Source organism: Bradyrhizobium sp. McL0616 (assembly GCF_049993385.1).
In the GTDB taxonomy this organism is placed as follows: domain Bacteria; phylum Pseudomonadota; class Alphaproteobacteria; order Rhizobiales; family Xanthobacteraceae; genus Bradyrhizobium.
In genome coordinates this window covers 3935849-3958698 of record NZ_CP188255.1, presented here as the reverse complement: position 1 = coordinate 3958698, position 22850 = coordinate 3935849, and the positions used below count along the sequence as shown (strand labels likewise).

At 62.8% G+C, this 22850-nt stretch carries 24 protein-coding genes and 1 tRNA gene; 5 read left to right on the top strand and 20 right to left on the bottom strand.

Annotated features, from left to right (window positions below):
• Positions 1 to 214: 214 nt before the first annotated feature.
• Together ACPPVR_RS19150 and ACPPVR_RS19145 are read left to right on the top strand one after the other, a co-directional pair.
• Entirely contained in the window at positions 215 to 454 is a 240-nt protein-coding gene (locus tag ACPPVR_RS19150) for a hypothetical protein (protein ID WP_426615706.1), read from the top strand.
• Complete coding sequence (locus ACPPVR_RS19145) at positions 451 to 636, top strand: hypothetical protein (RefSeq protein ID WP_426615705.1); 186 nt, start codon at positions 451 to 453, stop codon at positions 634 to 636. Before ACPPVR_RS19150 ends, ACPPVR_RS19145 begins: the two co-directional genes overlap by 4 nt.
• Positions 637 to 674: 38 nt before the next feature.
• Here ACPPVR_RS19145 and ACPPVR_RS19140 read toward each other — a convergent pair whose 3' ends face one another.
• A complete protein-coding gene (locus ACPPVR_RS19140; RefSeq protein ID WP_426615704.1) occupies positions 675 to 1328 on the bottom strand; it encodes a hypothetical protein in 654 nt (217 codons plus the stop codon).
• A gap of 417 nt (positions 1329 to 1745) precedes the next feature.
• Between ACPPVR_RS19140 and ACPPVR_RS19135 the strand changes: the two genes are divergently transcribed.
• On the top strand, positions 1746 to 2798 hold the full coding sequence (locus ACPPVR_RS19135; RefSeq protein ID WP_426615703.1) for a tyrosine-type recombinase/integrase: 1053 nt from the start codon (positions 1746 to 1748) through the stop codon (positions 2796 to 2798).
• A 369-nt stretch (positions 2799 to 3167) separates the two neighbouring features.
• Here ACPPVR_RS19135 and ACPPVR_RS19130 read toward each other — a convergent pair.
• From ACPPVR_RS19130 to ACPPVR_RS19100, 7 genes are all read right to left on the bottom strand, one after another.
• A tRNA-Pro gene (locus tag ACPPVR_RS19130) sits at positions 3168 to 3245 on the bottom strand.
• Positions 3246 to 3355: 110 nt separating this feature from the next.
• Positions 3356 to 3934 carry a MerR family transcriptional regulator gene (locus tag ACPPVR_RS19125; protein WP_426615702.1) on the bottom strand — a complete coding sequence of 193 codons (579 nt, stop codon included), beginning with the start codon at positions 3932 to 3934 and terminating at the stop codon, positions 3356 to 3358.
• 24 nt (positions 3935 to 3958) lie between these two features.
• Positions 3959 to 4300: an integration host factor subunit alpha gene (locus ACPPVR_RS19120; RefSeq protein WP_247983728.1), complete on the bottom strand. Its 342-nt coding sequence runs from the start codon at positions 4298 to 4300 to the stop codon at positions 3959 to 3961.
• A gap of 136 nt (positions 4301 to 4436) precedes the next feature.
• Positions 4437 to 5417 carry a beta-ketoacyl-ACP synthase III gene (locus ACPPVR_RS19115; RefSeq protein WP_426615701.1) on the bottom strand — a complete coding sequence of 327 codons (981 nt, stop codon included), beginning with the start codon at positions 5415 to 5417 and terminating at the stop codon, positions 4437 to 4439.
• The gene (gene plsX / locus ACPPVR_RS19110) at positions 5414 to 6475 is read right to left on the bottom strand and encodes a phosphate acyltransferase PlsX (RefSeq protein WP_426615700.1); all 1062 of its coding nucleotides are present in this window, start codon (positions 6473 to 6475) and stop codon (positions 5414 to 5416) included. Before plsX ends, ACPPVR_RS19115 begins: the two co-directional genes overlap by 4 nt.
• A 298-nt stretch (positions 6476 to 6773) precedes the next feature.
• A complete protein-coding gene (locus ACPPVR_RS19105; protein WP_426615699.1) occupies positions 6774 to 7343 on the bottom strand; it encodes a YceD family protein in 570 nt (189 codons plus the stop codon).
• On the bottom strand, positions 7340 to 7891 hold the full coding sequence (locus ACPPVR_RS19100) for a ubiquinol-cytochrome C chaperone family protein (RefSeq protein ID WP_426615698.1): 552 nt from the start codon (positions 7889 to 7891) through the stop codon (positions 7340 to 7342). Before ACPPVR_RS19100 ends, ACPPVR_RS19105 begins: the two co-directional genes overlap by 4 nt.
• 98 nt (positions 7892 to 7989) lie before the next feature.
• On the opposite strand from ACPPVR_RS19100, the gene ACPPVR_RS19095 reads away from it, so the two are divergent.
• Together ACPPVR_RS19095 and ACPPVR_RS19090 are read left to right on the top strand one after the other, a co-directional pair.
• Positions 7990 to 8496 (top strand): outer membrane protein assembly factor BamE, encoded by a 507-nt coding sequence (locus ACPPVR_RS19095; RefSeq protein ID WP_426615697.1) that lies wholly within the window; start codon positions 7990 to 7992, stop codon positions 8494 to 8496.
• Positions 8497 to 8640: 144 nt separating this feature from the next.
• Entirely contained in the window at positions 8641 to 9642 is a 1002-nt protein-coding gene (locus ACPPVR_RS19090; RefSeq protein WP_426615696.1) for a Bug family tripartite tricarboxylate transporter substrate binding protein, read from the top strand.
• Between the two features lie 35 nt (positions 9643 to 9677).
• Here ACPPVR_RS19090 and ACPPVR_RS19085 read toward each other — a convergent pair whose 3' ends face one another.
• The 12 genes from ACPPVR_RS19085 to glyA form a co-directional block, all read right to left on the bottom strand.
• The gene (locus tag ACPPVR_RS19085; protein ID WP_426615695.1) at positions 9678 to 9950 is read right to left on the bottom strand and encodes an acyl carrier protein; all 273 of its coding nucleotides are present in this window, start codon (positions 9948 to 9950) and stop codon (positions 9678 to 9680) included.
• Entirely contained in the window at positions 9947 to 11425 is a 1479-nt protein-coding gene (locus ACPPVR_RS19080; protein ID WP_426615694.1) for a hypothetical protein, read from the bottom strand. Before ACPPVR_RS19080 ends, ACPPVR_RS19085 begins: the two co-directional genes overlap by 4 nt.
• A gap of 35 nt (positions 11426 to 11460) precedes the next feature.
• On the bottom strand, positions 11461 to 13011 hold the full coding sequence (locus ACPPVR_RS19075) for an amino acid adenylation domain-containing protein (RefSeq protein WP_426615693.1): 1551 nt from the start codon (positions 13009 to 13011) through the stop codon (positions 11461 to 11463).
• Entirely contained in the window at positions 13008 to 14207 is a 1200-nt protein-coding gene (locus ACPPVR_RS19070; RefSeq protein ID WP_426615692.1) for a methyltransferase, read from the bottom strand. Before ACPPVR_RS19070 ends, ACPPVR_RS19075 begins: the two co-directional genes overlap by 4 nt.
• 342 nt (positions 14208 to 14549) lie before the next feature.
• Positions 14550 to 16670 carry a sodium-translocating pyrophosphatase gene (locus tag ACPPVR_RS19065; protein WP_426615691.1) on the bottom strand — a complete coding sequence of 707 codons (2121 nt, stop codon included), beginning with the start codon at positions 16668 to 16670 and terminating at the stop codon, positions 14550 to 14552.
• A 236-nt stretch (positions 16671 to 16906) separates the two neighbouring features.
• Positions 16907 to 17905 carry a thiamine-phosphate kinase gene (gene thiL / locus ACPPVR_RS19060; protein ID WP_426615690.1) on the bottom strand — a complete coding sequence of 333 codons (999 nt, stop codon included), beginning with the start codon at positions 17903 to 17905 and terminating at the stop codon, positions 16907 to 16909.
• Positions 17906 to 18080: 175 nt separating this feature from the next.
• A complete protein-coding gene (gene nusB / locus ACPPVR_RS19055) occupies positions 18081 to 18578 on the bottom strand; it encodes a transcription antitermination factor NusB (RefSeq protein ID WP_354210758.1) in 498 nt (165 codons plus the stop codon).
• 2 nt (positions 18579 to 18580) lie between these two features.
• Positions 18581 to 19072, bottom strand: coding sequence for a 6,7-dimethyl-8-ribityllumazine synthase (gene ribH / locus ACPPVR_RS19050; protein WP_426615689.1), 492 nt, complete (start codon positions 19070 to 19072; stop codon positions 18581 to 18583).
• 74 nt (positions 19073 to 19146) lie between these two features.
• Positions 19147 to 19755 (bottom strand): riboflavin synthase, encoded by a 609-nt coding sequence (locus tag ACPPVR_RS19045; RefSeq protein ID WP_426615688.1) that lies wholly within the window; start codon positions 19753 to 19755, stop codon positions 19147 to 19149.
• Complete coding sequence (ribD, locus tag ACPPVR_RS19040) at positions 19755 to 20903, bottom strand: bifunctional diaminohydroxyphosphoribosylaminopyrimidine deaminase/5-amino-6-(5-phosphoribosylamino)uracil reductase RibD (protein WP_426615687.1); 1149 nt, start codon at positions 20901 to 20903, stop codon at positions 19755 to 19757. Before ribD ends, ACPPVR_RS19045 begins: the two co-directional genes overlap by 1 nt.
• On the bottom strand, positions 20900 to 21382 hold the full coding sequence (nrdR, locus tag ACPPVR_RS19035) for a transcriptional regulator NrdR (RefSeq protein ID WP_007603426.1): 483 nt from the start codon (positions 21380 to 21382) through the stop codon (positions 20900 to 20902). Before nrdR ends, ribD begins: the two co-directional genes overlap by 4 nt.
• Positions 21383 to 21411: 29 nt before the next feature.
• Positions 21412 to 22710 (bottom strand): serine hydroxymethyltransferase, encoded by a 1299-nt coding sequence (gene glyA / locus ACPPVR_RS19030; protein ID WP_426615686.1) that lies wholly within the window; start codon positions 22708 to 22710, stop codon positions 21412 to 21414.
• Between the last annotated feature and the right edge of the window lie 140 nt (positions 22711 to 22850).

The window sequence follows — 22850 nt, the reverse complement described above, 5'->3', positions numbered from 1 at the left end:
CGCCGGCTTGGGCAGTGCGAGAGTGCATTAGCAGCCTGCCTAACATTTGAGCAAAAATACTTCGCGAAAGCCCATATGGCCCTGCCTATAGGGCAGATAGCGCACCGCTTCACGGCCGTTCGCGTCTCCTCTGTCAGTGCTCAGCCGGCGGCGCTACTCCCGCCGGCTGATTTTTCAGGGGAGATCATCCAACCACTGACATGGAGAGAAGTGTATGCCCATCGAACCGTTCAAGCCCGTCACATATTCCGCCGCCCGACGTCGCTTCAACCGCGCGTCCGAACACCAGCGCATCTGCAAGCTGAGTCCGCGGGGAGCGAACAGCCTTCAGGCTTCCTTCGCCATTGTGGAGAACAACTTCATCACCGCGACCGGCGAGATCGATACCGTCGAAGCGTGGTGCCGCGACGAGGGCGTGCTTGGGCCGCACGAGTTCCTGAAGGAGGCCGCGTGAGCAAGGCTGTGTCCTTCACCTACGACAACGATCGTCGCACTGGCACCTATGAAGTGCGATCGGGCATGGTGCGCGTCATCACCGAATTTGGGACCAAAGCAACCCAGGTCGGCGGCTCACCACCATCGGCGATTTCTCGGATGTTGGCCCGCGAGTTGATGCAAGAGGCGAGGCTGAAGTAAGAATAGAGGGGCGCGGATCACACCGCGTCCCTTTTGGCTTAGGTCGAAACGCGAAAGACAGTGTGAAAGAACTTCTCGATATCCTCCGGAATTGAAGTCAAAACGATCCCGACAAAGAGCCAAGCGGCACCACCAAGTTGCAGGTTAACGTTTCCAACCATCGCGTGTGTGAGACCCTCACGTATCACTGAATCGGCGGCCTCTCGTTCGCTTCTTTCGGATTGAATAAGCTTGTTCACGCGATCTGCTTCCGACTTTAACTGCTGCTCCACGCGAGTCTCTAGCTGCTCTATTTGCTCCTGCAGCCGCTTCAATTGCTCCTGGATATCGGAAGATGTCGCGCGCACGATCGCCCTGCCCACAGACACGATAGAGCCTGTGCCCGCATTCAACGTTAGGTTCAAAGCCGGCGGCCTTCGGAACACCGATGGCAGCCGTTCGAGCCAATCATTTACGGCGTTGAAAAAGCGTCCGCCCCCAAATGCGGCTCTCGCTTCATCGAAGCCGGAGATCACTACTGCCAATCCGAGAATTTGAAATAGAAGCCCTGCCCACTTAATTCGGTCCGTTCCCGACCTTGAGAAGAGAAACTCCGGAAAGAAATAGCTCACCAAAAGAATTAGAACTGACAATCCGAACCATGCTGCCACACCTTTAGTCGGCCTTAGCCACTCAACGAATCGCCCCAGCATTCTCAGCCCCTGGCCGGACGTCAACTTCCAGCACATCGTAATCGCGCAACGATGCAACCGCAAGATGAGGAAATCCCGCGCGCCCAGAGCGATCCAACAATTCGTATCTCGCGTGCGCTTTCTTCGCGAACATCTCGATCTCAACGCTATAGCGATATTAGTCAGAAGCGATTGGGATTTGCGAAGTGCTAGCGACAACGAAACGCGTGCTCACAAAACAGGAGGCGGCCGAATATTGCGGCTGCAAGACCCTGTCTGCGTTTGATCGCTGGCTTCAAAAGGGACTTATCCCCAGGGCAATACCCGGAACGAACCGCTGGGACCTCAGAGCTCTTGACTCGGCCCTAGACCGCGCATCTGGCCTTGTGACAGAATCCGCTCCAGAAATGACCCCATACCAGCGGTGGAAAGCTGAGAATGCGCGTAAGACCCAAGCCGCTTAAGCTCAAGGGCATCAACCGCGTTCCCAAGCGCCAAGCTGACGGCACGGTCAAAATCTACCTCTACCACCGGGCGACTGGCATCCGACTGGACCCGGACCGGCTTGTCGAGACTTACGCTGAGGCGGAGAAGCGGACGCGGCGGAAGAGCGAAAAGACGCTAATCGATCTCATTCGTCTATTCGACACCTCCAGCACGTTCGCCGCGCTGAGTGAGGAGTCTCGCAAGCAGTATCCGTGGAAGCTCAAGCGTATCGAGCAACAATGGGGAAGCGTCCCCGAGGACACATTCAACAACGCTGACGACGCCGACGCATTCGCAGCGGACGCGCTCGCGTGGCACCAGGACCTGGGCAAGACCTCACGTCGATCGGCCGACAATCTCATGTCGGCGCTCTGCCGCGTGCTCTCGTTCGCGAAAGAGCAGCGGCGCATAAAGCACCACCCTATCCCCACCTTCCATCGGCTCTACAAGAGCGACCGGGCCGATAAGACGTGGTCGGAAGAGCTACAGCAGCAATTCATCAAGGCCGCACGGCCGGCGATGGCCACCGCCATGATCTTGGTGCGAAACACCGCTATGCGCGCCGGCGACGTCCGCAAGTTTGCCTGGACACGTTACGACGGACAGCGGGTGCAAATCCGGTCGAGCAAGACCGGCAAGATGCTTTGGATCCCCGCCACGCGCGAGCTGAAAGCGCATCTGGACGCCCTGCCCCGCACCGGTGCTCTCGTCATGTTGACGCCGTCCGGCAAGGCCTACACCAAGCGCTACTTCAACGATCATTGGCGCGAGGACTCGGACGCGGTTGCAGCTCGCGACCTGAACTTCCACGACAACCGGGGCACCGCTGCCACGCTGCTCGCTGAGGCAGGCGCCACAGCGCCGGAGATCGCGGAAGCGCTGACCTGGACGGTAGACAAGGCACAGCGCGTCATCGACGCCTATTTGGCACGACGTGGCGTTTTGGCTGCCAACGCCATTCAGAAGCTTGAGGACTACCGGGACAAGCTCAGCTCAGCAACGTAGCGAAAGGAAAAAGGCCGCCCAGTGAGGCGGCCTTTTCTTACTTCTTTTGATGGTGTCGCGGCGGTGGCTTGGTAGGCCGCGTCTCTTTGCGGCTTTCCCGAAGTTCGCGGCGTATCGTCACCACGATGGCGACAACAGAGCTAATCACACCCAGGAGGCCCGAAAGGGCCGCGACGGTGTCCGATAACACAACGGTTGTTCCTGGCACCCCGCGGCCAGTGCGAATCGAAGATAGCAAAAATCGAAGGGCCCGAACAGTTCGACCAGGATCGGAGAACGCCCCGCGAACAGAAATTGCAAACTATCTGCAAACGGGCGGTTCGGTGCAAACCGACCGCCCCGAGACTACATTGAAAATATTGAGGAATTTGGTCGGAGCGAGAGGATTTGAACCTCCGACCCCTAGTCTCCCAGACTAGTGCGCTAACCGGGCTGCGCCACGCTCCGAACGTCGTTCCATTAGCTAGGATCGCCGCTTTGCGCAAGGCAAGGTACACCATTTTGGTGTCCCCGCCCAAGGCTCCCGGAACTGACCGCAAAGACAACGAAAAGCGCTCTCACACGTCCTTCAGCGCCAGATCGAGCATGTCCCGGCAGGCGACGAGGTCGGTGAGCACCCGACCCAGGCGCTCCCGGTCCAGCGCGCTGGGGCCGGCCGGAGGCGGCGCGGTGCCGCCCTTGCGGAAGGTCGTGAGGATGTCCTCGTCGTCGGTCTCCGAGAAGCGGAAGTCGATGCCTTCCTCCTCCTCGCCCTGGTAGTCGTCATCGTCGGTGTCGAGGGTGCCGCGAACGCCGGTCTCGCCCTCCGGCTCCGTCAGGCTCGCTCCGATGGCGTCCTCGATGGCGCCGAACGAGACGGCAGCCGAGCTGTCAGCCAGGCCCTGTACCGATTTGACGCCATGCTCCTTGAGGATCCGCTGCACCCCGCGGATGGTGTAGCCCTCCCCGTAAAGGAGACGGCGGATGCCCTTGAGCAGGTCGACGTCGTCGGGGCGGTAATAGCGGCGGCCGCCGCTGCGCTTCATCGGCTTGATCTGGGAGAATCGGGTCTCCCAGAACCGCAGCACGTGCTGCGGAATGTCGAGTTCCTGCGCTACTTCGCTGATGGTTCGGAACGCATCCGGCGCCTTGTCCAAATGCCACATCCTTTTGGAGGACGGTTACGCCTCCGGTTGAACCTTGCTGCCGTCACCATTGGTGCGGTGCTGGGCGTTGATGCGCTGCTTCAGGATCGCCGACGGCTTGAACACCATGACCCGGCGCGGCGAGATCGGCACCTCGGTGCCGGTCTTCGGATTGCGGCCGATACGCTGACCCTTCTTGCGCACCATGAAGGACCCGAACGAAGACAGCTTCACCGTCTCGCCTCGCTCGAGGCAGTCGGTGATCTCCTTCAGCACGAGTTCCACAAAGGCGGACGATTCCGTGCGCGAGAGGCCCACCTTCTGGTAGACGGCCTCGCACAGATCAACACGCGTTACGGTTTTACTTGTATCGGTCATCGCCCTGCCCCACATCACGGCGAACAATTGTTGTCTGAAATTATGAGGTTACGATACGGCGGTCAACAGCGCTCATCAATGCAGACGCATCGATAATCCGCGTAGATTAGGGCAAAATTTTATCGACTGTGGCCTTTTACCAGCGCACGAGTGCGGAGCCCCAGGTAAAGCCGCCGCCCATCGCTTCGAGCAAAACCAGGTCGCCGCGCTTGATGCGGCCGTCTTTCCGCGCCACCGACAGTGCCAGCGGGATCGAGGCGGCCGAGGTGTTGCCGTGACGGTCGACCGTCAGCACCACCTTCTGCGGTGCGATATGAAGCTTGTGGGCGGAGGCGTCGATGATTCGCTTGTTGGCCTGGTGCGGCACGAACCAGTCGATGCTCTCGGCATTGTGGCCGGTTGCCTCGAAGGCATCGACGATCACGTCGGTGATCATGCCGACCGCGTGCTTGAAGACCTCACGGCCCTCCATGCGCAGATGGCCGACGGTCTGGGTCGAGGACGGCCCGCCGTCGACGAACAGCTTTGCCTTGTGACGGCCGTCGGAGCGCAGATGCGTGGTCACCACGCCGCGATCGGTTGCGGCTTTGCCCGGCTGCTCCTGCGCCTCCAGCACGACCGCGCCGGCGCCGTCGCCGAACAGCACGCAAGTGCCGCGATCGTTCCAGTCGAGGATGCGCGAGAAGGTCTCCGCGCCGATCACAAGCGCGCGCTTGAAGGCACCGGTGCGCAGGAAATTGTCGGCGGTCGCAAGCGCAAACACAAAGCCCGAGCACACCGCCTGGAGGTCGAAGGCCGCGCCGTGATTGATGCCGAGCCCATGCTGCACCGCGACTGCGGTCGCGGGAAAGGTGTTGTCCGGCGTCGAGGTCGCGAGCACGATCAGGTCGATCGACTGTGCGTCCAGGCCAGCATCAGTGAGCGCAGCCTGTGCCGCCTTGATCGCCAAATGCGAGGTGAACTCGCCCTCGGCCGCGATGTGCCGCTCGCGAATGCCAGTGCGCTGCACGATCCATTCGTCGGACGTGTCGATGCGCGCCGCCAATTGGGCGTTGGTCACCACCTGCTCCGGCAGATAAGAGCCGCAGCCCAGCACGACCGAACGAATTTTGGTCACGAAACAGCCTCCTGCGCGGTTGGCACGGAATTGAGTGCACCACCCTCGCGGTTGAGCATCTGGTTGATCTTGTTCAGGAGATCGAATTTGACCATCTCATAGCCAACATCGATCGCATAGGCAAAGCCTTCGGCGTTGATTCCGCCATGGCTTTTGACCACGACCCCGTTCAATCCAAGGAACATCCCACCATTGGACTTGTTGGGATCCATCTTGTTGCGCAGGGCCTGGAAGGCGCGGCGGGCAAAGAGATAGCCGAGCTTGGTCATCCAGCTCCGCTGCATCTCGGCTCGGAGCAGTTCCGCCATCTGGCGCGCGGTTCCCTCGGCGGCCTTGAGCGCGATGTTGCCGCTGAACCCTTCGGTGACGATCACGTCGGCCAGCCCCTTGCCGATGCCGTCCCCCTCGACGAAGCCGATATAATCGAGCTCCGGCAGGTTCATCGCACGCAGGATTTCGCCAGCCTCGCGAATTTCCTCGTGGCCCTTGATCTCCTCGACCCCGATATTGAGCAGGCCGACCGTGGGGCGCGGCTTGCTGAACAAGACGCTGGCCATCGCAGCACCCATGACCGCGAGCGAGACCACATGGTGTGCATCGCCGCCGATGGTGGCACCGAGATCGAGCACGACAGACTCGCCGCGCATCGTCGGCCATATGCCCGCGATCGCCGGGCGGTCGATGCCCCGCAGCGTGCGCAGATGGAAGCGCGACATCGCCATCAGCGCGCCGGTGTTGCCGGCGGAGACCGCGACATCCGCCTCGCCCTTTTTCACTGCATCGATGGCAAGCCACATCGAGGAGGTTCTGCGACCACGACGCAGCGCCTGGCTCGGCTTGTCCTCCATGCCGACGGCAACGTCAGTATGGATGATCCGGGAGACGGCCTTGAGCTGGGGGTGACGATCGAGCTCAGGCTCGATCCTGGCGCGGTCGCCGACCAGCAGGAACTCGGCCTCGCGGTGCCTGCCGAGCGAGATGGCAGCGCCTGGAATGACGACGGGGGCGCCGACGTCGCCCCCCATGGCGTCAAGCGCGATACGAACCTTGCTTGGCATCAAAATCCCGGAAACCTGGTCTGGCGCGGTCGTCAACTGGCGGGGCCGCGAAATGGGTTCGCCATGGACATGGCGACCGGCCAGGCGCAACGACGCACCCCGACCGGGGCGCGACAATAGCGTTTTGTCGTCCCGAAACAACCTCTTGCCCCCAGCCTTTTGGACTGGGGACGATCTGGCCGCGAGTCGCGAAACTCACGTGAAATGTATATAAATCAAATAGATATCACGACATCTCAATCCATCCAGGCAATTACATCTTGCCTCAACGCAAAGAGTTCCCGTGGGGATGCCCGAGCTACTGGCGGTTCTTGTTGTCCTGAAGCGCCTTTAGTACCGCAAAGGGATTGTCCTCGGGGTCGGGAGCCGTGACCTCCGCCTCGAACACGACACCGGGCTTGCGCGGATAGGGATCGATCGCCAGGAACAGCGCGTCGGTCGCAATCCGGCCGAGATCGATGATCCCGTTGACGATGGCCTCCGGCGGATCGGCGACCTCGGGCGGCTCCTTGTCGTCCTGGCCTTCCTCGATCAGGTCGGCCAGGCGCCGTACCTCGGCCTCGGGGGCGAATATCAGGTCGATGTCTTCGTCGATCTCGCTTTCGATCGGTTCGAGCGTGACCACGCAGGTCTGGCCGATCCGGGCACGGACGTGGCCTGTGACATGGAATCGGCCGCCACTCTTCGGCACGACGTCGAAGGCGGCATGGGCCGACAGAATGTCGCGGACGCCAGCGACATCGGCCATGGCCTGGCGCTCCGCAGCCGAGGCCTCGACCTTACGGTGCAGGCCGGTATCGGGAATATGCGCAACCATCACGGGCACGCGCCAGGGATCGGGTTCGGATCTGGCATTCGGTCGGTTCATGGCGTCTCATTCTCCCGAAGCGGCATGGGAAATTTGAAGGATCCGAGCAACAATGCCGGGTCAGTGGTCATGCCCAGATCGGCCTCCGTGGCCTGTGCGTAAGTGGCAAGCCGCAGCGCCTGATCCATCCTGGCACCATTCAAGATATTCTTGCAGATCGCCTGCGCCAGAGCCTCAGCGTCCGTATCGATGGCCTGGTCATAGGCCTGCACGCGGCCATAAAAGGCCTCGCCGAAGGCCCGCATCCGCTTCGGGACGGTCTGGTCGCCCACACCCATCTCGCGCAGATTGTCGTCCATGTCCTCGCAGAAGCGGTCAAACAGGGCCTGCGACAGCTCTACCCCGCCCTGGGTGGTCCGCAGGCGGCGCAGCAACAGCCAGAGATGCAACAGCAACAGGTCGAAACGGCCATTAACCGTATCTGGCACGCCCAAGTCACGGTAAAATATGGGTTCTCGCGCCTGCGTCACGATCATGCCATAGATGGCCTCAATGGTGCCGGCCGGGGTTAGCCGGGGTTTCCTGAAGTGATTGAACGGCCAAAGCATTGTGGTTTCCGCAAGCGGGCGCGCGCGAGTTGCATTCAGAGCCTCCGCCCGGTACTTCAGCGCCTCGCGCGACGCAAGGGGACGGAATCAGTTCCGCAATGACCATACCGAACCAGACCCGCCTGCGCGCCGATAGACCGCGCGGCCTCCATTCGTGCTGGCGCGCCTTGAATTCGCGCTGGCGCGCCTTGCGCATGCTCGCGGCCGTGACCCTGGTCGGAGCTGCGCTCGCCGGTTGCAGCGGTGAGCAGTTCCAGAAGGGCTACATCCTCCCGCCCGGCGCGCTCGAACAGATTCCGATCGGCGCGAGCCAGGACCAGGTGCTGATCGTGATGGGCACGCCCTCTACCGTCGCCACGCTCGACGGCGAGGTGTTTTACTACATCTCGCAGCGCTCGGAGCGCATGGTCGCCTTCATGAACCAGAAGCTGGTCGACCAGCGCGTGATCGCGATCTATTTCGACAAGAACCGGCGCGTGCGCCGGCTTGCGAATTACGGCCTCCAGGACGGCAAGATCTTCGACTTCATCAGCCGGACCACGCCGACGTCGGGCCAGGAGATGAGCTACCTCGCGCCGCTGTTCAAGCTGCTCAGCTTCAACTGAGACCATAAGCTGAAGTCTTCAGCTTAGGTCTTGCGCATGCGGCGTCGTGCCGCTCTCCGCGTGGCATCTGCGGTCGCGTGCGACTTGCCGTCGTGCGCCCGGTTCCATACGCTCTCTGCAAAACAAAAAGCAGGGAGTGGATTCGTGCCCAACAAAGTTCTGTCCCGTCGTCGCGTGCTCACTGGCGTTGCCGGGCTGTCGGCCGCAGCCATCCTGCCGCGATCCAGCCTTGCTGACTGGAAGCCGACCGAGAATTTGCGAGTGATCGTGCCGGCCGCGGCCGGCGGCTCGACCGACGTCATGGGCCGGCTGCTCGCGGCCCATCTCCAATCCGCCTGGGGCCAGACCGCGGTCGTGGAGAATCGCTCGGGCGGCGGCGGCACCATCGGGACGGCCGAGGTCGTTCGCTCCAAGGCCGACGGCCACACCATCCTGATCGGCAATCCCGGCCCGAACGCGATCGCCTACAGCATCTTCAAGAACCTCACCTACAAGCCGGACCAGCTCCAGCCGGTCTCCAACATGATCCAGATCCCGAACATCGTCTCGGCGCATCCGAAGACCGGCATCAAGTCGATTGCCGAGCTGATCGCCTTCCTCAAAGCTAATCCGGACAAGCTCAGCTACGCCTCTTCCGGCGTTGGCCAGAGCCCTCACCTCACCGGCGCCTGGTTCCTCCAGCTCACCGGGCTGAAGATGACGCACATCCCGTTCCGCGGCGCCGGCCCCGCGCTCCAGGCTGCGCTTGCCGGCGACATCCAGATCCTGTTCGACAATCTCTATCCGAGCCTGCCGCAAGTGCAGAACGGCACGCTCAACGGCCTCTGCGTCACCACGACCGAGCGCAGCGACCTCGCACCGAACCTGCCGACCATGCGCGCGAGCGCGCCGGAGCTTGCGAATTTCGACGTGTCGTCGTGGTTCTCGGTGTTCCTGCCGAAGGGCGTCCCCGCCCCCGTGCTCGAGGCGCTCAATCTTCAGGTGAAGGCGATGCTCGAGCGCGACGACATGAAGAAGCAGATCGTCGCCATGGGCGCCCGCGCCGATTACGGCACGCCGCAGCAATTCTCCGACTTCGTGGACGCCGAGACGAAGAAGTTCGCCGGCATCATCCAGAAGGAAGGCCTGCAGATGGATGTGCAGTAGGCCTCGCGTCCCGGACGCGGTGCGGCGTGCATCGCTCAGGCAGGCTCGGCCGAGGGCTGCACCACCAAACCGGCGATGGCCGAAATCGAGTCCAGGCGCGTCAGGTCGAAACCGATGTCGGAGAAATTGATCCCATGGTCGGTCTCAATGCTCATGATGAGCTCGACTGCGTCGAGTGAATCGAGACGTCCGCTGGTGAACAGCAGATCGTCGTCGCTCAGCGGCGCGCTATCGCCCTTCATGAGCAGCCGCTGCACGATGTAGCGCCGCATTTGCGATCTGATTTCAGAACCGGCTTTCGTGGTCATGTCGTCACTCCCAGGAGATAAAGCAGGAATTCGGTGCGTTGCCAGAGCGAATGCTCGCGGTCCAACGGCGCGTCGAAGACGTGAATGAAACAGAAGAAGCTCGACACCCACAAGCAAGGCAGCAACCGGCCACGCAGCCATCCTCGCGACACCTGCTGCGGTGCGCGACGCATCTGCGAGAGCCCCACGCTGATTGCCAGGACGAATGTGTAAAACGCATGTGATTGTTCGCCGATCAGCGCTCGCCAAAGGCCCATTTCGCCGACGAAATGAATGTCGCGAATGAAATGGAATAGCAGGTTGCCGACACAGGCCGCTGCAAAGGTGGCGAAGAACATTCGAAACCGGCGATGGCCGCGGAAACAGCGAACAAAGGTCGGATAGAAGAAATGATCGACGAGCAGTTCCTTGTAATAGAAGTAATAGCGATTCCAGAATTCGGCGAGCGTCGTTGACTCCAGAGGCCGATAGGTGTTGCGCAGCAGGCGAAAACCGGCAAGCCGCGCCGTCGCTACGATGATGCCGCCGAACACCGTCATGCTCAGCAGGTCTTCCGCAAAGAAGATGACGACACTGGCCCACCCCGCGAAGCGCGGCAGGGGATGACCTGCGAGATACTGCAGTAAATTGTCGTCGAACCTTGGAAGCTGCAAACGACCGTAGACCAGTTCGGCGAGACAAATCTTGACGATAGCCAGCACCAACGTCCAGGCCGCAAGCTTGACGCCCTTGAGCTGCGTGACCGCGAGCTCCTCAGGGGTCTTGGCCTCGAAGCGGCGGAGATACGACAGGCCCTTCCCGAACGGCGTCAGCGTCGATCCCCAGAAGGGATGAAAAACGCTCAGGCGCGGCCACACCGGCGATCGCTCCTTGCCGGCATCGGCCAGACCGTAGGCAAGGAACCATAAATACGGCTGTGATGTCATCAGAAACGACCAAAGCAGAACGCGCGGCATTCCGGCCACGATCGTTGCCTGCGTCACAACGACAAGCGCCAGGAATACGAGCAACAGGCTGAGCGTCGGACGACGCAGCACGATGCTGCCCGAACCTTGCAGGGCCAGCAGGCCCGCAAACATCGTAAACGTCACCATCAACATGGCCATCTCCAGCAGCGGCTGATGGATCCGGTCCGCGACGCCCTCGTCGATCGCCAGTCGCTCGAGAAACGCGCGGTCGACCAGGAAGCCGCTGCGGCAAAGCAACAGCAAGGTGGCCAGCAAGATCAGGACGCGCCGATATCGCCCGGCGTAGGCGCACGCCATCGCCAGGCCCGCCGCTGAAAAGTCGATACCTATCTGCCAGAACAGCGCGGCGAGCAGCCCGATCGCGCAGCAAAGCAGCAGGCGGCCGCGGATCCCCTGGACGCCCGCTACAAAGCTCGGGTCCCGATCGATCTGAGGGATCAACCGCCACGACGGCTTGACGAGAAAGCCCGGGGCCGCGTAGCCGTAAGGTTGGCTTTCAACGCTCATCGGAAAACGCGCGCGAACGCTATGGGCTGTCGCATCTACGAGGCCCTTGCGACGGCTTCACCCAGCAGTGACGCCACCGAGCGCCGGTCCGCCTTGCCATTGGCGTTGATGGGAATGTCCTCCAGCCAAATGAATCGGCTTGGCACCATGTAGGCGGGAAGCCGCGCGGCGCAGTGCTGGCGCAAATCGCTTTCCGACTTTCTTGCACCCGAATAGGCCGCCAGCAGCCGACTTGCGCCATTGGCATCGTGAAGCACCACAGCGAGGGCACGCGTGATTCCCTCGCATGCCACCAGGGCGTGGTCGATCTCCTCCAGCTCGACCCGGTACCCCCGAAGCTTGACCTGATTGTCGGCGCGGCCGCGAAAACGGAGCACGCCCGTTTCAGCGTCGACCTCCACGAGATCACCGCTCCGGTAGAGTATCGATCGATAGCCCTCGATCAGCGGGTCCTGACAGAAACGGCGCGCGGTTTCTTGCGGATTATTGATGTAGCCAAGCCCCACTCCCGGGCCTCCCAGCCACAACTCACCGGCCGAGCCCGCGGCGACCGGCTTCATGTCTTCGTCCAGAATCCGGTAGCTGAAATTGGGATTGAGCCGCCCCAAGGGCGCCAACCCATCGTTGGTGTCAAATACGGATTCAACGATCTCGAAGCCGCTGCAAATGCAGCTTGTCTCAGTCGGGCCGTAGCAATTGATCAACTTCGCCTTGCCGGCAAACGCGTCATGGAACCGACGAAGCCGTGCCAGCGGAAATCCCTCACCGCCGAACATGAACCGGCTGACGCTCGGCAGCCACTCGGGGCTCAAAAGATGCATGGAGTCCAGGAACATGAAGAGGGTCGGCACGGCGAAGAAGAATGTGCACTGATGCTTGGTAATCTCCGACACCAGTTCCGCAGGCGGTCGCCCCTTCAGCGCGTCGAGTGCGACGATCGCCGCTCCGTTCAGCAATCCGGCGTAAATGTCGAAGACCGAATTGTCGAAGTAGATCGGATTGACATTCGTCAACCGGTCTCCGGGTCCAATTCCAAGATCGCTCTTCGCCCACCCGATCAGGTGAAGCACCCCTTGATGGGGTATGACCACGCCCTTTGGCTCGCCCGTCGACCCGGAGGTGAACATGACATAGGCGGGATCGGCCCCGGTGATCAGGGATGTTTGCGGCAGATTGTCGTCGTCAAGATTCGAAACGGCATGATGCAGCGCCGCGCGGGCGTCTGCATCGTTGATCAATGTCCGCGGGCCAAATCCCTCGCGCACGCTGACGATCAGCGTGGGCCGGCATCGCTCCAACATCAGCCGAGCACGTTCCGCGGGGGCCGCGGGATCAAGGAACGCATACGGCGCTCCGATTTTGATACAGGCCATGGCGAGCGCATAGGCCTCGGCGATCTTCGGCAATTCAAGGCACACCACGGCGCCCTTGCTCACGCCCTGCGATGTCAGCCAGCGAGCCAACCGGTTTGCCGACCTGTTGAGCGCCGAAAAAGTGCAGCTATCGCCTTCGCAGATCAGGGCAACAGCGTCCGGCGAGGACGCCACCACCTTTTCGAAATGCAACCCCAGATTATAGGCGGTCATACCTGCGCCTCGATCGTTTCATCGTTGCCAGGATTGGCCGGCGCGATCGACGACGCCTGCACAATCTCGGCAAAATCGCGCTGGTTGAGCGCGATCACGACATCAGGCAATTGCGCCTCGGAAAACTGAGCCCGCAACACGTTCCCAAGCTCCATGCTGAGATGCTGAAGGTACGCCGCCGCCATCGGGTCGGTTGCCAACGGCCTGCCCTCGCTTGTCCAGTCTTCCGTTCGCGGCGCGAGGCTGTTGCTCTCGTTGCAAGCTGAAGCAGCTTCGCGGTCCGCACACAGCACCACGTCATACCGGAACCGGGTCAGTTCGTAGCTTGATCCCCGCTTGAGCAGGATTTCCGCGCCCGATATTCGTGGAACGGATTCGGAGATGCTCCGAAAATAATCGGGGTCAATGACCAGCTCGCGCTCCTGGGCGATCGACAAGAAAATCTTTCGCTCGAGCCTTTCGTCCGCGACTCCCGGCGGCACTTTTGCGGATTGAACCTCGCGGTGGAAGGCCGGCAACAGCTCGAGGTTACGAACGTCACCGACGAAGATGTGGCCTCCGGGAGCCACCAGGTCGACGGCTTGTTCCAAGACCCTGTGCAAATATTCGATGCCAGGGAAATATTGCACGACCGAGTTGAGCACCACTGCGTCGAACGAGTGTGGCGCCAAGCCGCTGAAATCCGCAGCTTCCCGCTCTAGAAATTCGACATGCCGAAGCTCAGGCTTCGACTGCGCAAACGCTCGCAACCTGTGAACGGCCACCGGCGAGAGGTCGGTGCCACAATACACGTCGCAGGCGGGCGCGAGCTTTTCGACGAGCAGTCCGACGCCGCAGCCGACTTCCAATATCCGCCTTGCACCGAGATCACGAATACGCTGGATCGTGCAATCCAGCCACTCGACCATGTCGGGTTCGGGAATGGGTTTATTGGTGAAATTGCTGGTCCAGCCGACGAACGATGGCGCCAGACTGTCAACGTCATGGCGATACGCTTGATCGAACGCCCGACGCCATTGCGCCACTCTCCGATCTGTCTCGGCCTGAAGGCGCCTCGACTTGCCGGCGCTCAGACGATCGGCGTCAATTGCGGCAAAAGCGATCGTGAACTGGCGGCCGTCGAGACTCTGTTCGGCGTGAAGGACAGCATCCGCCACGTCCGGATGCTCCATCAGCGCACGCTCAATCTCGTTCATGGGGAGCGCACACAACGGAACCTCCTCTTGCAGGCGGCAGGCAGCGAACACCTGAACATATTGAGAACGCCTCGCGCCGCACACGACATGGGGACGCCCCAGACGCGCGGGCTACGGAAAGTTGCAAAATGCCGCCAGAAACCTCTCGAAACTCTAAAATGCAGCCGGTTAAACAACCTTAAATGTGACATGCGCCGGTCCGCGCTCGCTGCCTCGACAGCCAGCTCTGATGACCCCCTTGTTCCGGGTCCGGACGACGCGTCTACACAGCGGCTGATCACACTCAAAGCAAGACCCCCGCGGCCTGCGCCGCGGGGGTCTCGTTTCACGCGATGTCGCGCCTCAGTGTGCCAGGACCGCCAGCAGCAGCAGGGCCACGATGTTCGTGATCTTGATCATCGGGTTCACCGCCGGTCCCGCCGTGTCCTTGTAGGGATCGCCAACGGTGTCGCCGGTCACGGCCGCCTTGTGGGCATCACTGCCCTTGCCGCCGTAGTGGCCGTCCTCGATGTACTTCTTGGCGTTGTCCCAGGCGCCGCCGCCCGAGGTCATGGAGATCGCGACGAACAGGCCCGTCACGATCACGCCGAGCAGCATCGCGCCGACCGCCGAGAACGCCGCCGACTTGCCGGCTGCGCCGCCGCCGGCGATGGCATAGATCAGGAAGTAGACGACGATCGGCGACAGCACCGGGAGCAGCGAGGGGATGATCATCTCCTTGATCGCCGCCTTGGTCAGCAGATCGACCGCCCTGCCGTAATCCGGCTTGTCGGTGCCCTGCATGATGCCCGGCTTCTCGCGGAACTGCCGGCGCACCTCCTCGACGATCGCGCTGGCCGCACGGCCCACGGCCGTCATGCCCATCGCACCGAACAAATACGGCAGCAAACCACCGAACAACAGGCCGACAACCACGTAGGGGTTGTTGAGCGAGAAGTCCGGCTTGACGCCTGCGAAGTAGGCGTGGTGTGCGGCGTCCGCAATGAAGAACTTGAGGTCCTCATTGTAGGCCGCGAACAGCACCAGTGCGCCGAGACCGGCCGAGCCGATCGCGTAGCCCTTGGTCACTGCCTTGGTGGTGTTGCCGACTGCGTCGAGTGCGTCGGTCGACTTGCGCACTTCCTTCGGCAGGCCCGCCATCTCGGCGATGCCGCCGGCGTTGTCGGTCACCGGGCCGAACGCGTCGAGCGCGACGACCATGCCGGCCAGCGCCAGCATGGTGGCGGTCGCGATCGCGATGCCGAACAGGCCGGCGAGGCTGTAGGTGACCAGGATGCCGGCGATGATGACGATCGCAGGCAGCGCGGTCGACTCCATCGAGATCGCAAGGCCCTGGATCACGTTGGTGCCGTGACCCGTCACCGAGGCCGCCGCAATCGACTTCACCGGACGATAGTCGGTGCCGGTGTAGTATTCGGTGATCCAGATGATCAGCGCGGTGACGACGAGGCCGACGATCCCGCACTCGAACAGCGACATGCCGGTAAACTCGACGCCGTCGAGCTTGCCGAAGCCGATCAGGGTGTAGATCACCCCGGCGATGCCGACCAGCGACAGAACGCCGGTTGCGATCAGGCCCTTGTAGAGCGCGCCCATGATCGACTGGCTCGGCCCGAGCTTCACGAAGAAGGTGCCGATGATCGAGGTGATGATGCAGATGCCGCCGATCGCGAGCGGCAGCGTCATCATGCTCATGAGGATCGGCGTCTTGGCGAAGAAGATCGCGGCGAGCACCATGGTGGCGACCGCGGTCACCGCATAGGTCTCGAACAAATCAGCGGCCATGCCGGCGCAGTCGCCGACATTGTCACCGACGTTGTCGGCGATCGTCGCCGGGTTGCGCGGATCGTCCTCGGGAATGCCGGCCTCGACCTTGCCGACGAGGTCGCCGCCGACGTCCGCACCCTTGGTGAAGATGCCGCCGCCGAGACGGGCGAAGATCGAGATCAACGAGGCGCCGAAGCCAAGCGCCACCATGGCGTCGACGACGACCCGGCTGTCAGGCGCGAGCTTCAGCGAAAAGACCAGGACGCCGAAGTAGAGCGTCACGCCGAGCAGCGCGAGACCGGCGACCAGCATGCCGGTGATGGCCCCCGCCTTGAAGGCGAGCTCGAGGCCGCCGGCAAGCGACGTCGTCGCGGCCTGGGCGGTGCGCACATTAGCGCGGACCGAGACGTTCATGCCGATGAAGCCAGCCGCCCCCGACAGGATGGCGCCGATGGCAAAACCGATCGAGACGTAGATCCCGAGGAAATAGGCAAGCAGCACGAAGATGACGATACCGACGAGACCGATCGTGGTGTATTGGCGCCGCAGGTAGGCCTGTGCGCCTTCGCGCACCGCTCCCGCGATCTCCTGCATGCGCGGAGACCCCGCATCCGCACTCAACACCGAAGACGTCGCCCAAATCGCGTAGACGACGGAAAGCACTCCGCAGAGCACAATCAACCATAATGCTGTCATGTGATTTTTTGCCTCAGATCCTTGATGTACGTACCCCCGGCGCCCTTGCTTTTCCGTCGTGCGGTGCGGCGCCTTTATGTTGAACAGGGCCGCCCTTGCACGAAGGTGTGGCCCTGCTCGGCCACAAGCTTGCCAAAATCGAATTGATGGTGCAACGCCGGAAGCAGCCAAAAAGGCCGATCTCGGCAGGTATTTAGACCAATCTTGAGAGCCTGGCGGCCGGATTGGAGCAATTCCTAGAAGTGGCTGTAGGACAGCCGCTTCAAGACCAGTTCCTGGCCCTGCCCGTCCAGGAAGCGCGGTCGCGCTCCACCCTCGACGATCATGCCGATCGCCGTGACGGCAACGCCCACCGCCCGCCCCGCGGCAATCAGCGCATCACTCTGCGCTGGTGGCACCGTGCACAGCACCTCGTAATCGTCGCCCCCGGCAAGCAGCGTCTCCACGCAAACGACGTTGCGCGCGACCAGTCCGGCCGCCGCCGCCGAGAGCGGCACGCTCGCCACGTCCACGGTGGCCGAGACGCGCGACGCCACACAGAGTTTTGTCAGATCGCCGGCGAGCCCATCGGAGACGTCCATCGCGGCCGTCGCGTGGTCACGTACCGCCTGCGCCAGCACATTGCGCGGCTGCGGTACACGATAGCGCGCGATCAATGCATCCCGTGCAGCAGGGTCGGACGCGAGTGCCCCGGCCACCGTACCGCCCGTGAGCACGTCGAGGCCGAGGGCGGCGTCGCCAATTGTTCCCGTCACCAGGATACGGTCGCCCGGTTTCGCGCCGGTACGGCCGACCATTCGCCCCTGCGGCACGCGACCAAAGGCGGTGATCGAGATCATCTGCGGCCCCGGTGTCGACACCGTGTCGCCGCCAAGCAGCGGGCAGGCGAAGCTCTTCGTGTCCTCGCCCAGCGCGTCGGCGAATGGCCTGAGCCAGGCATCCTCCTTGCTTCGCAGCGCCAGCGTCAGCACGAAACCGGCCGGCACAGCCCCCTTGGCGGCGAGGTCGGACAGGTTCACCCGCAACGCCTTGCGCGCGATGGTGTCGGGGGGATCGGTGGCAAGATAATGCACGCCTTCGACCACGGCGTCGGTGGTGACGACGATGTCCTCGCCAAGCGATTGCAGGATGGCGGCGTCATCGACCAGCTCCAACGCGCCAGGATCAGTCGCCAGCGGCTTGAAATAGCGCGCGATGAGGGAGTCTTCGCCGGAGGGATTGTGCGGGTTTGCCATTATCGTCAACCACACAAACTGCTGTCATCGCCCGGCTTGACCGGGCGATCCAGTACGCCGAGCCGTTTCGGCTCAAGCACGACCGCCGCGGAGTACTGGATCACCCGCCTTCGCGGGTGATGACAGCGGAATATGGGGCAGCCGCATCGCATTAATTCACCGCCCTGCGCTCGTCCTATCCTCGCCCGAACTCGTCGCCGCGAAACTGGCGGCCGATCTGGTCGAGCACGGCGTTCACCATGCCGGTTTCCTCGCGGTCGACGAAGGCGTTGGCGACGTCGACATATTCGGAGATGACGACGCGGCCCGGCACATCCTTGCGGTGCTCCAATTCGTAGGCTCCTGCCCGCAGCACCGCGCGCAGGATCGCCTCGATCCGTTTCAACGGCCAGCCCTTCGACAGCGCCTCGTCGATCAGCGGATCGAGCTTCTTCTGGTCGCGCACCACGCCGGAGACGACGTCGCGGAAGAATGCGGCTTCCGCCGGCAGATACGTGTCGCCCTCGACCTCGTTGCCGAGCCAGTGGCTCTCGAACTCGGCAAAGATGTCGTTGATGCCGGCGCCGCCGATATCCATCTGGTACAGCGCCTGCACGGCCGCGAGCCGCGCCGCACCGCGCCGGTTCGCTTTCTTCTCCGTGCCAGCCGGCGGCTTTTTGTTGTTGTCGGCCATGATCAAGCCTTCGCCAGCCGGCGTTTGATGCGCAGCATCGCGATCGCGGCCCGCGCGGCATCGCCGCCCTTGTTGAGCTCGCTGGCGCGTGCACGCGCCCAAGCCTGCGCCTCGGTGTTGACGGTGAGGATACCATTGCCGAGCGGAAGTTTGCGAGCGACCGCAAGATCCATCAGCGCGCGGGAGGATTCCTGCGAGACGATCTCGAAATGGATGGTGTCGCCGCGTATCACGCAGCCGAGCGCGATCGCGGCGTCATAGGGCTTGCCGTTGGCCGCAGCCGCATCGACCGCGATGGCGATCGCCGCAGGAATCTCCAGCGCACCGGGAACAGTGATGACGTCATGGGTCACGCCGGCGGCCTTGAACTCGGCCACCGCGCCTTCGAGCATCGCGTCCTGGAGATCGTCATAGAACCGTGCCTCGACAATCAGCGCACGCGCGCCGGAAATGTCGGTCTGGTCCTTCAGGGGTGCGCGCCGCGCGTCTGCCATCGTCTAGATCCGTCTATTTGGGGTCGGCCGTTATGTAGTCGCCGCAAGCCGGCAAGCCAAGCTCTAACAGGCCGTCACGTCATTTCCGTCAGCCGCGCCGCATAGCGGGCCATCAAATCGACCTCGATATTGATCTCGCTGCCGGCCTTCCAGCCGCTCAACGTGGTCACGGTCAGCGTATGCGGGATGATCAACACCGAAAAGGTCACGTCCTTCACCGTATTGATGGTCAGCGAGACGCCATCAAGCGTGATCGAGCCCTTGGTGGCGATGAAACGTGCCAGTTCTCGCGTCGTAGAGAGCTCGAACCGCGCCATGTCGGGCAGATCCTCGCGGCGGACGATGGTCGCGATCCCGTCGGCGTGGCCGGCGACGATATGGCCGCCGAGCTCGTCGCCGATCTTGAGCGCGCGCTCGAGGTTGAGTTTCGTCCCGGCCTTCCAGTGCTTCGCGGTCGTCAACGCCAGCGTCTCGGCGGCAGCATCGACGTCGAACCAGGTTTTGCTGCCTTCGACACCGGAGGCGACGACGGTCAGGCACACACCGTTGCAGGCGATCGAGGCGCCGTCGGCAATGGTGGTCTGATCATAGCGGCAGGCGATGCGCAGCCGGTGCAATTGCCCCTGCGCCACAGGCGTGAAGCTGACGATCTCGCCGATATCGGTGACAATGCCGGTGAACATTACGAGCGCTCATAGATGGTGAGAGTATCCTTGTCGAACGTATCGCTAGCATGAACCTTGTAGGCCTGCGACTGCGTGATTTTCGACAGGGGCAATGCATCGAGCGCATCGACGCCGCCCTCGCCGACCGCTTCCGCTCCACGGAACAGCCAGATCTCGTCAACGAGGTCGGCGGCGAAGAACGATGCCGCAACGCGGCTGCCGCCCTCGACCATCAGCCGTGTAGTGCCTTTCTCGGCCAGCGTATGCAGCACAGACGGGAGATCGAGCCCGGAAGCTCTCCCTGGAGGTATGCGGATCACCTGCGTGCCGGCAGCGCCAAGGCGCGTGGCCGCGGCAGCTTCGGCGAGCTCGGAGCTAACGACCCAGAGCGGCGTCTCGCGCGCAGAATGAACAAGCTGGCTCGCGGCCGGAATGCGCAAATTCCGGTCAAGCACGACACGCACCGGAGAACGCGCTTCCATGCCCGGCAGGCGGCAGGTCAGCATCGGATCGTCCGCCAGAACCGTGCCGATGCCGACCAAAATCGCATCGCTCTGCGCACGCAGGAGATGCACGCGGTTGCGGACCGCTTCGCCGGTGATCGCGAGCGGCTTGCCGCCCGCTGCGCCGATCTTGCCATCGGACGAAACCGCAAGTTTCAGGATCACATGCGGACGCTTGTCGCGGATGCGGCGGAAATGCCCGGCATGATCGAAGGCGGCCTCAGCCGCGCACAGGCCGACATCCACCGTGATGCCGGCGGCGCGCAGCCGCGCATGGCCCTGGCCCGCGACGTCCGGATTGGGATCCTCGATCGCCGCCACCACCCGCTTGATGCCGGCCGCGATCACCGCGTCGGCACAGGGCGGCGACTTGCCGAAATGCGAGCATGGCTCGAGGGTGACATAGAGCGTGGCGCCCCGCGCCGCCTCGCCGGCCCACCGCAGCGCTTCGGGCTCAGCATGCGGACGGCCGCCAGGTTGCGTCCAGCCGCGCCCGACGATGACACCGTCCTTGACGATGACCGCGCCGACGGCGGGATTGGGCCAGGTGCGCCCCTGCCCGCGCCGGCCGAGCGCCAGCGCAAGCTCCATGAAGCGACGATCGGCATCTTTCGAATCGCGGGCCTTCTGCGCGAACTGATCTTCCAGGATCCGGAAGATCATTTGCGGATCGCGGCGAGCCGCGCTTCCTCCTCACCGGAGAGCTCGCCGAGCACGTCGGCGAAATCCTTGGCCTCGCGGAAATTGCGGTAGACCGAGGCGAAGCGAACATAAGCGACATCGTCGAGCGTGCGCAGATGCTCCATCACGGTCTCACCGATCACCTCGGAGGAGATTTCGGCCTCGCCGCCGGTTTCCAATTCGCGCACGATGGTGGAAACCATTTTCTCGACCCGCTCCGGTTCGACCTGGCGCTTGCGCAAGCTGATCGACACCGAGCGCATCAGCTTGTCGCGATCGAACGGCACGCGGCGGCCGTTGCGCTTGATCACGGTGAGCTCGCGCAGCTGCACGCGCTCGAAGGTGGTGAAGCGGAAATTACAGGCGACGCACACGCGTCGCCTGCGGATCACGGAAGAGTCCTCGGTCGGACGCGAGTCCTTTACCTGCGTATCGAGACTGTTGCAGTTCGGGCAGCGCATCCGTTTACCTTGACCGGTTTACTTGGACCTTACTGATAGATCGGGAACCGATCGGTGAGCGCCTTGACCCGTTCCTTGATCGCGGCTTCCACCAGCGGCGCCTTACCGTCGGAAGATTGCGCGATCGCATTCAGGACCTCGGCGATCATGCTCCCGACCTGCTGAAATTCGGCAACGCCGAAGCCGCGGGTGGTCGCAGCCGGGGTACCGAGGCGCAGGCCCGAGGTGACGAACGGTGTTTCGGGATCGAACGGAATGCCGTTCTTGTTGCAGGTGATGGCCGCGCGAACCAGCGCCTTCTCCGACGCATTGCCCTTCAGGCCCTTCGGCCGCAGGTCGACCAGCATCAGATGGTTGTCGGTGCCGCCGGAGACAATATCGAACCCGTGGCTCTTCAGCGTCTCGGCGAGCGCCTTGGCGTTCTCTACGACGTTTTTGGCGTAGACCTTGAAGTCCGGACGCAGCGCCTCACCGAAGGCGACCGCCTTGGCCGCGATCACGTGCATCAGCGGGCCGCCCTGGAGGCCCGGGAAAATCGCCGAGTTGAGCTTCTTGGTCAGCGTCTCGTCATTCCACAGCATCAGGCCGCCGCGCGGGCCGCGCAGCGATTTGTGCGTCGTGGTGGTGGTGACGTGCGCATGCGGCACCGGCGAAGCATGCACGCCGCCGGCGACGAGGCCGGCGAAATGCGCCATGTCGACCAGCAGATACGCGCCGACCGAGTCCGCGATCTCGCGGAAACGCTTGAAGTCCCAAGCGCGCGAATAGGCCGAGCCTCCGGCGATGATCAGCTTCGGCTTGACCTCTTCGGCCTGCTTGGCCACCGCATCCATGTCGATAAGCTGGTCCTCGCGGCGCACGGTGTAGTGCGCGGCCTTGAACCACTTGCCGCTCATGTTGACGGGCGAGCCGTGGGTGAGATGGCCACCGGCCGACAGGTCGAGGCCCATGAAGGTGTCGCCGGGCTGGAGCAGCGCCAGGAACACGGCCTGATTCATCTGGCTGCCGGAGTTCGGCTGCACGTTGGCGAACTTCGCGCCGAACAGCTTCTTGGCGCGATCGATCGCGAGGTTCTCGGCGACGTCGACCCACTCACAACCGCCGTAGTAGCGCGCGCCCGGATAACCCTCAGCGTATTTGTTGGTCATCACCGAACCCTGCGCTTCCAGCACGGCTCGGCTGACAATGTTCTCGGAGGCGATCAGCTCAACCTCATGGCGCTGCCGGCCGAGCTCACCCTTGATGGCGGCGGCGATTTCCGGGTCGGCCTGGTCGAGCGCGGCGGTGAAAAACGAATCGGGCGCGGAGGCGGTTTTGGCGAAGGTCATCTTGCGAATATCTCCACCGCCGCAGCCTTTTGGCGGGCTACGGGCGGGTCTGGTGTGGTGATCGGAAGCGGCGAGCGCGATCTACCACATCAGCCGCCCCCGGCCAAGCATTTGCGGGTCAGGCCTGATATTTATGCCAG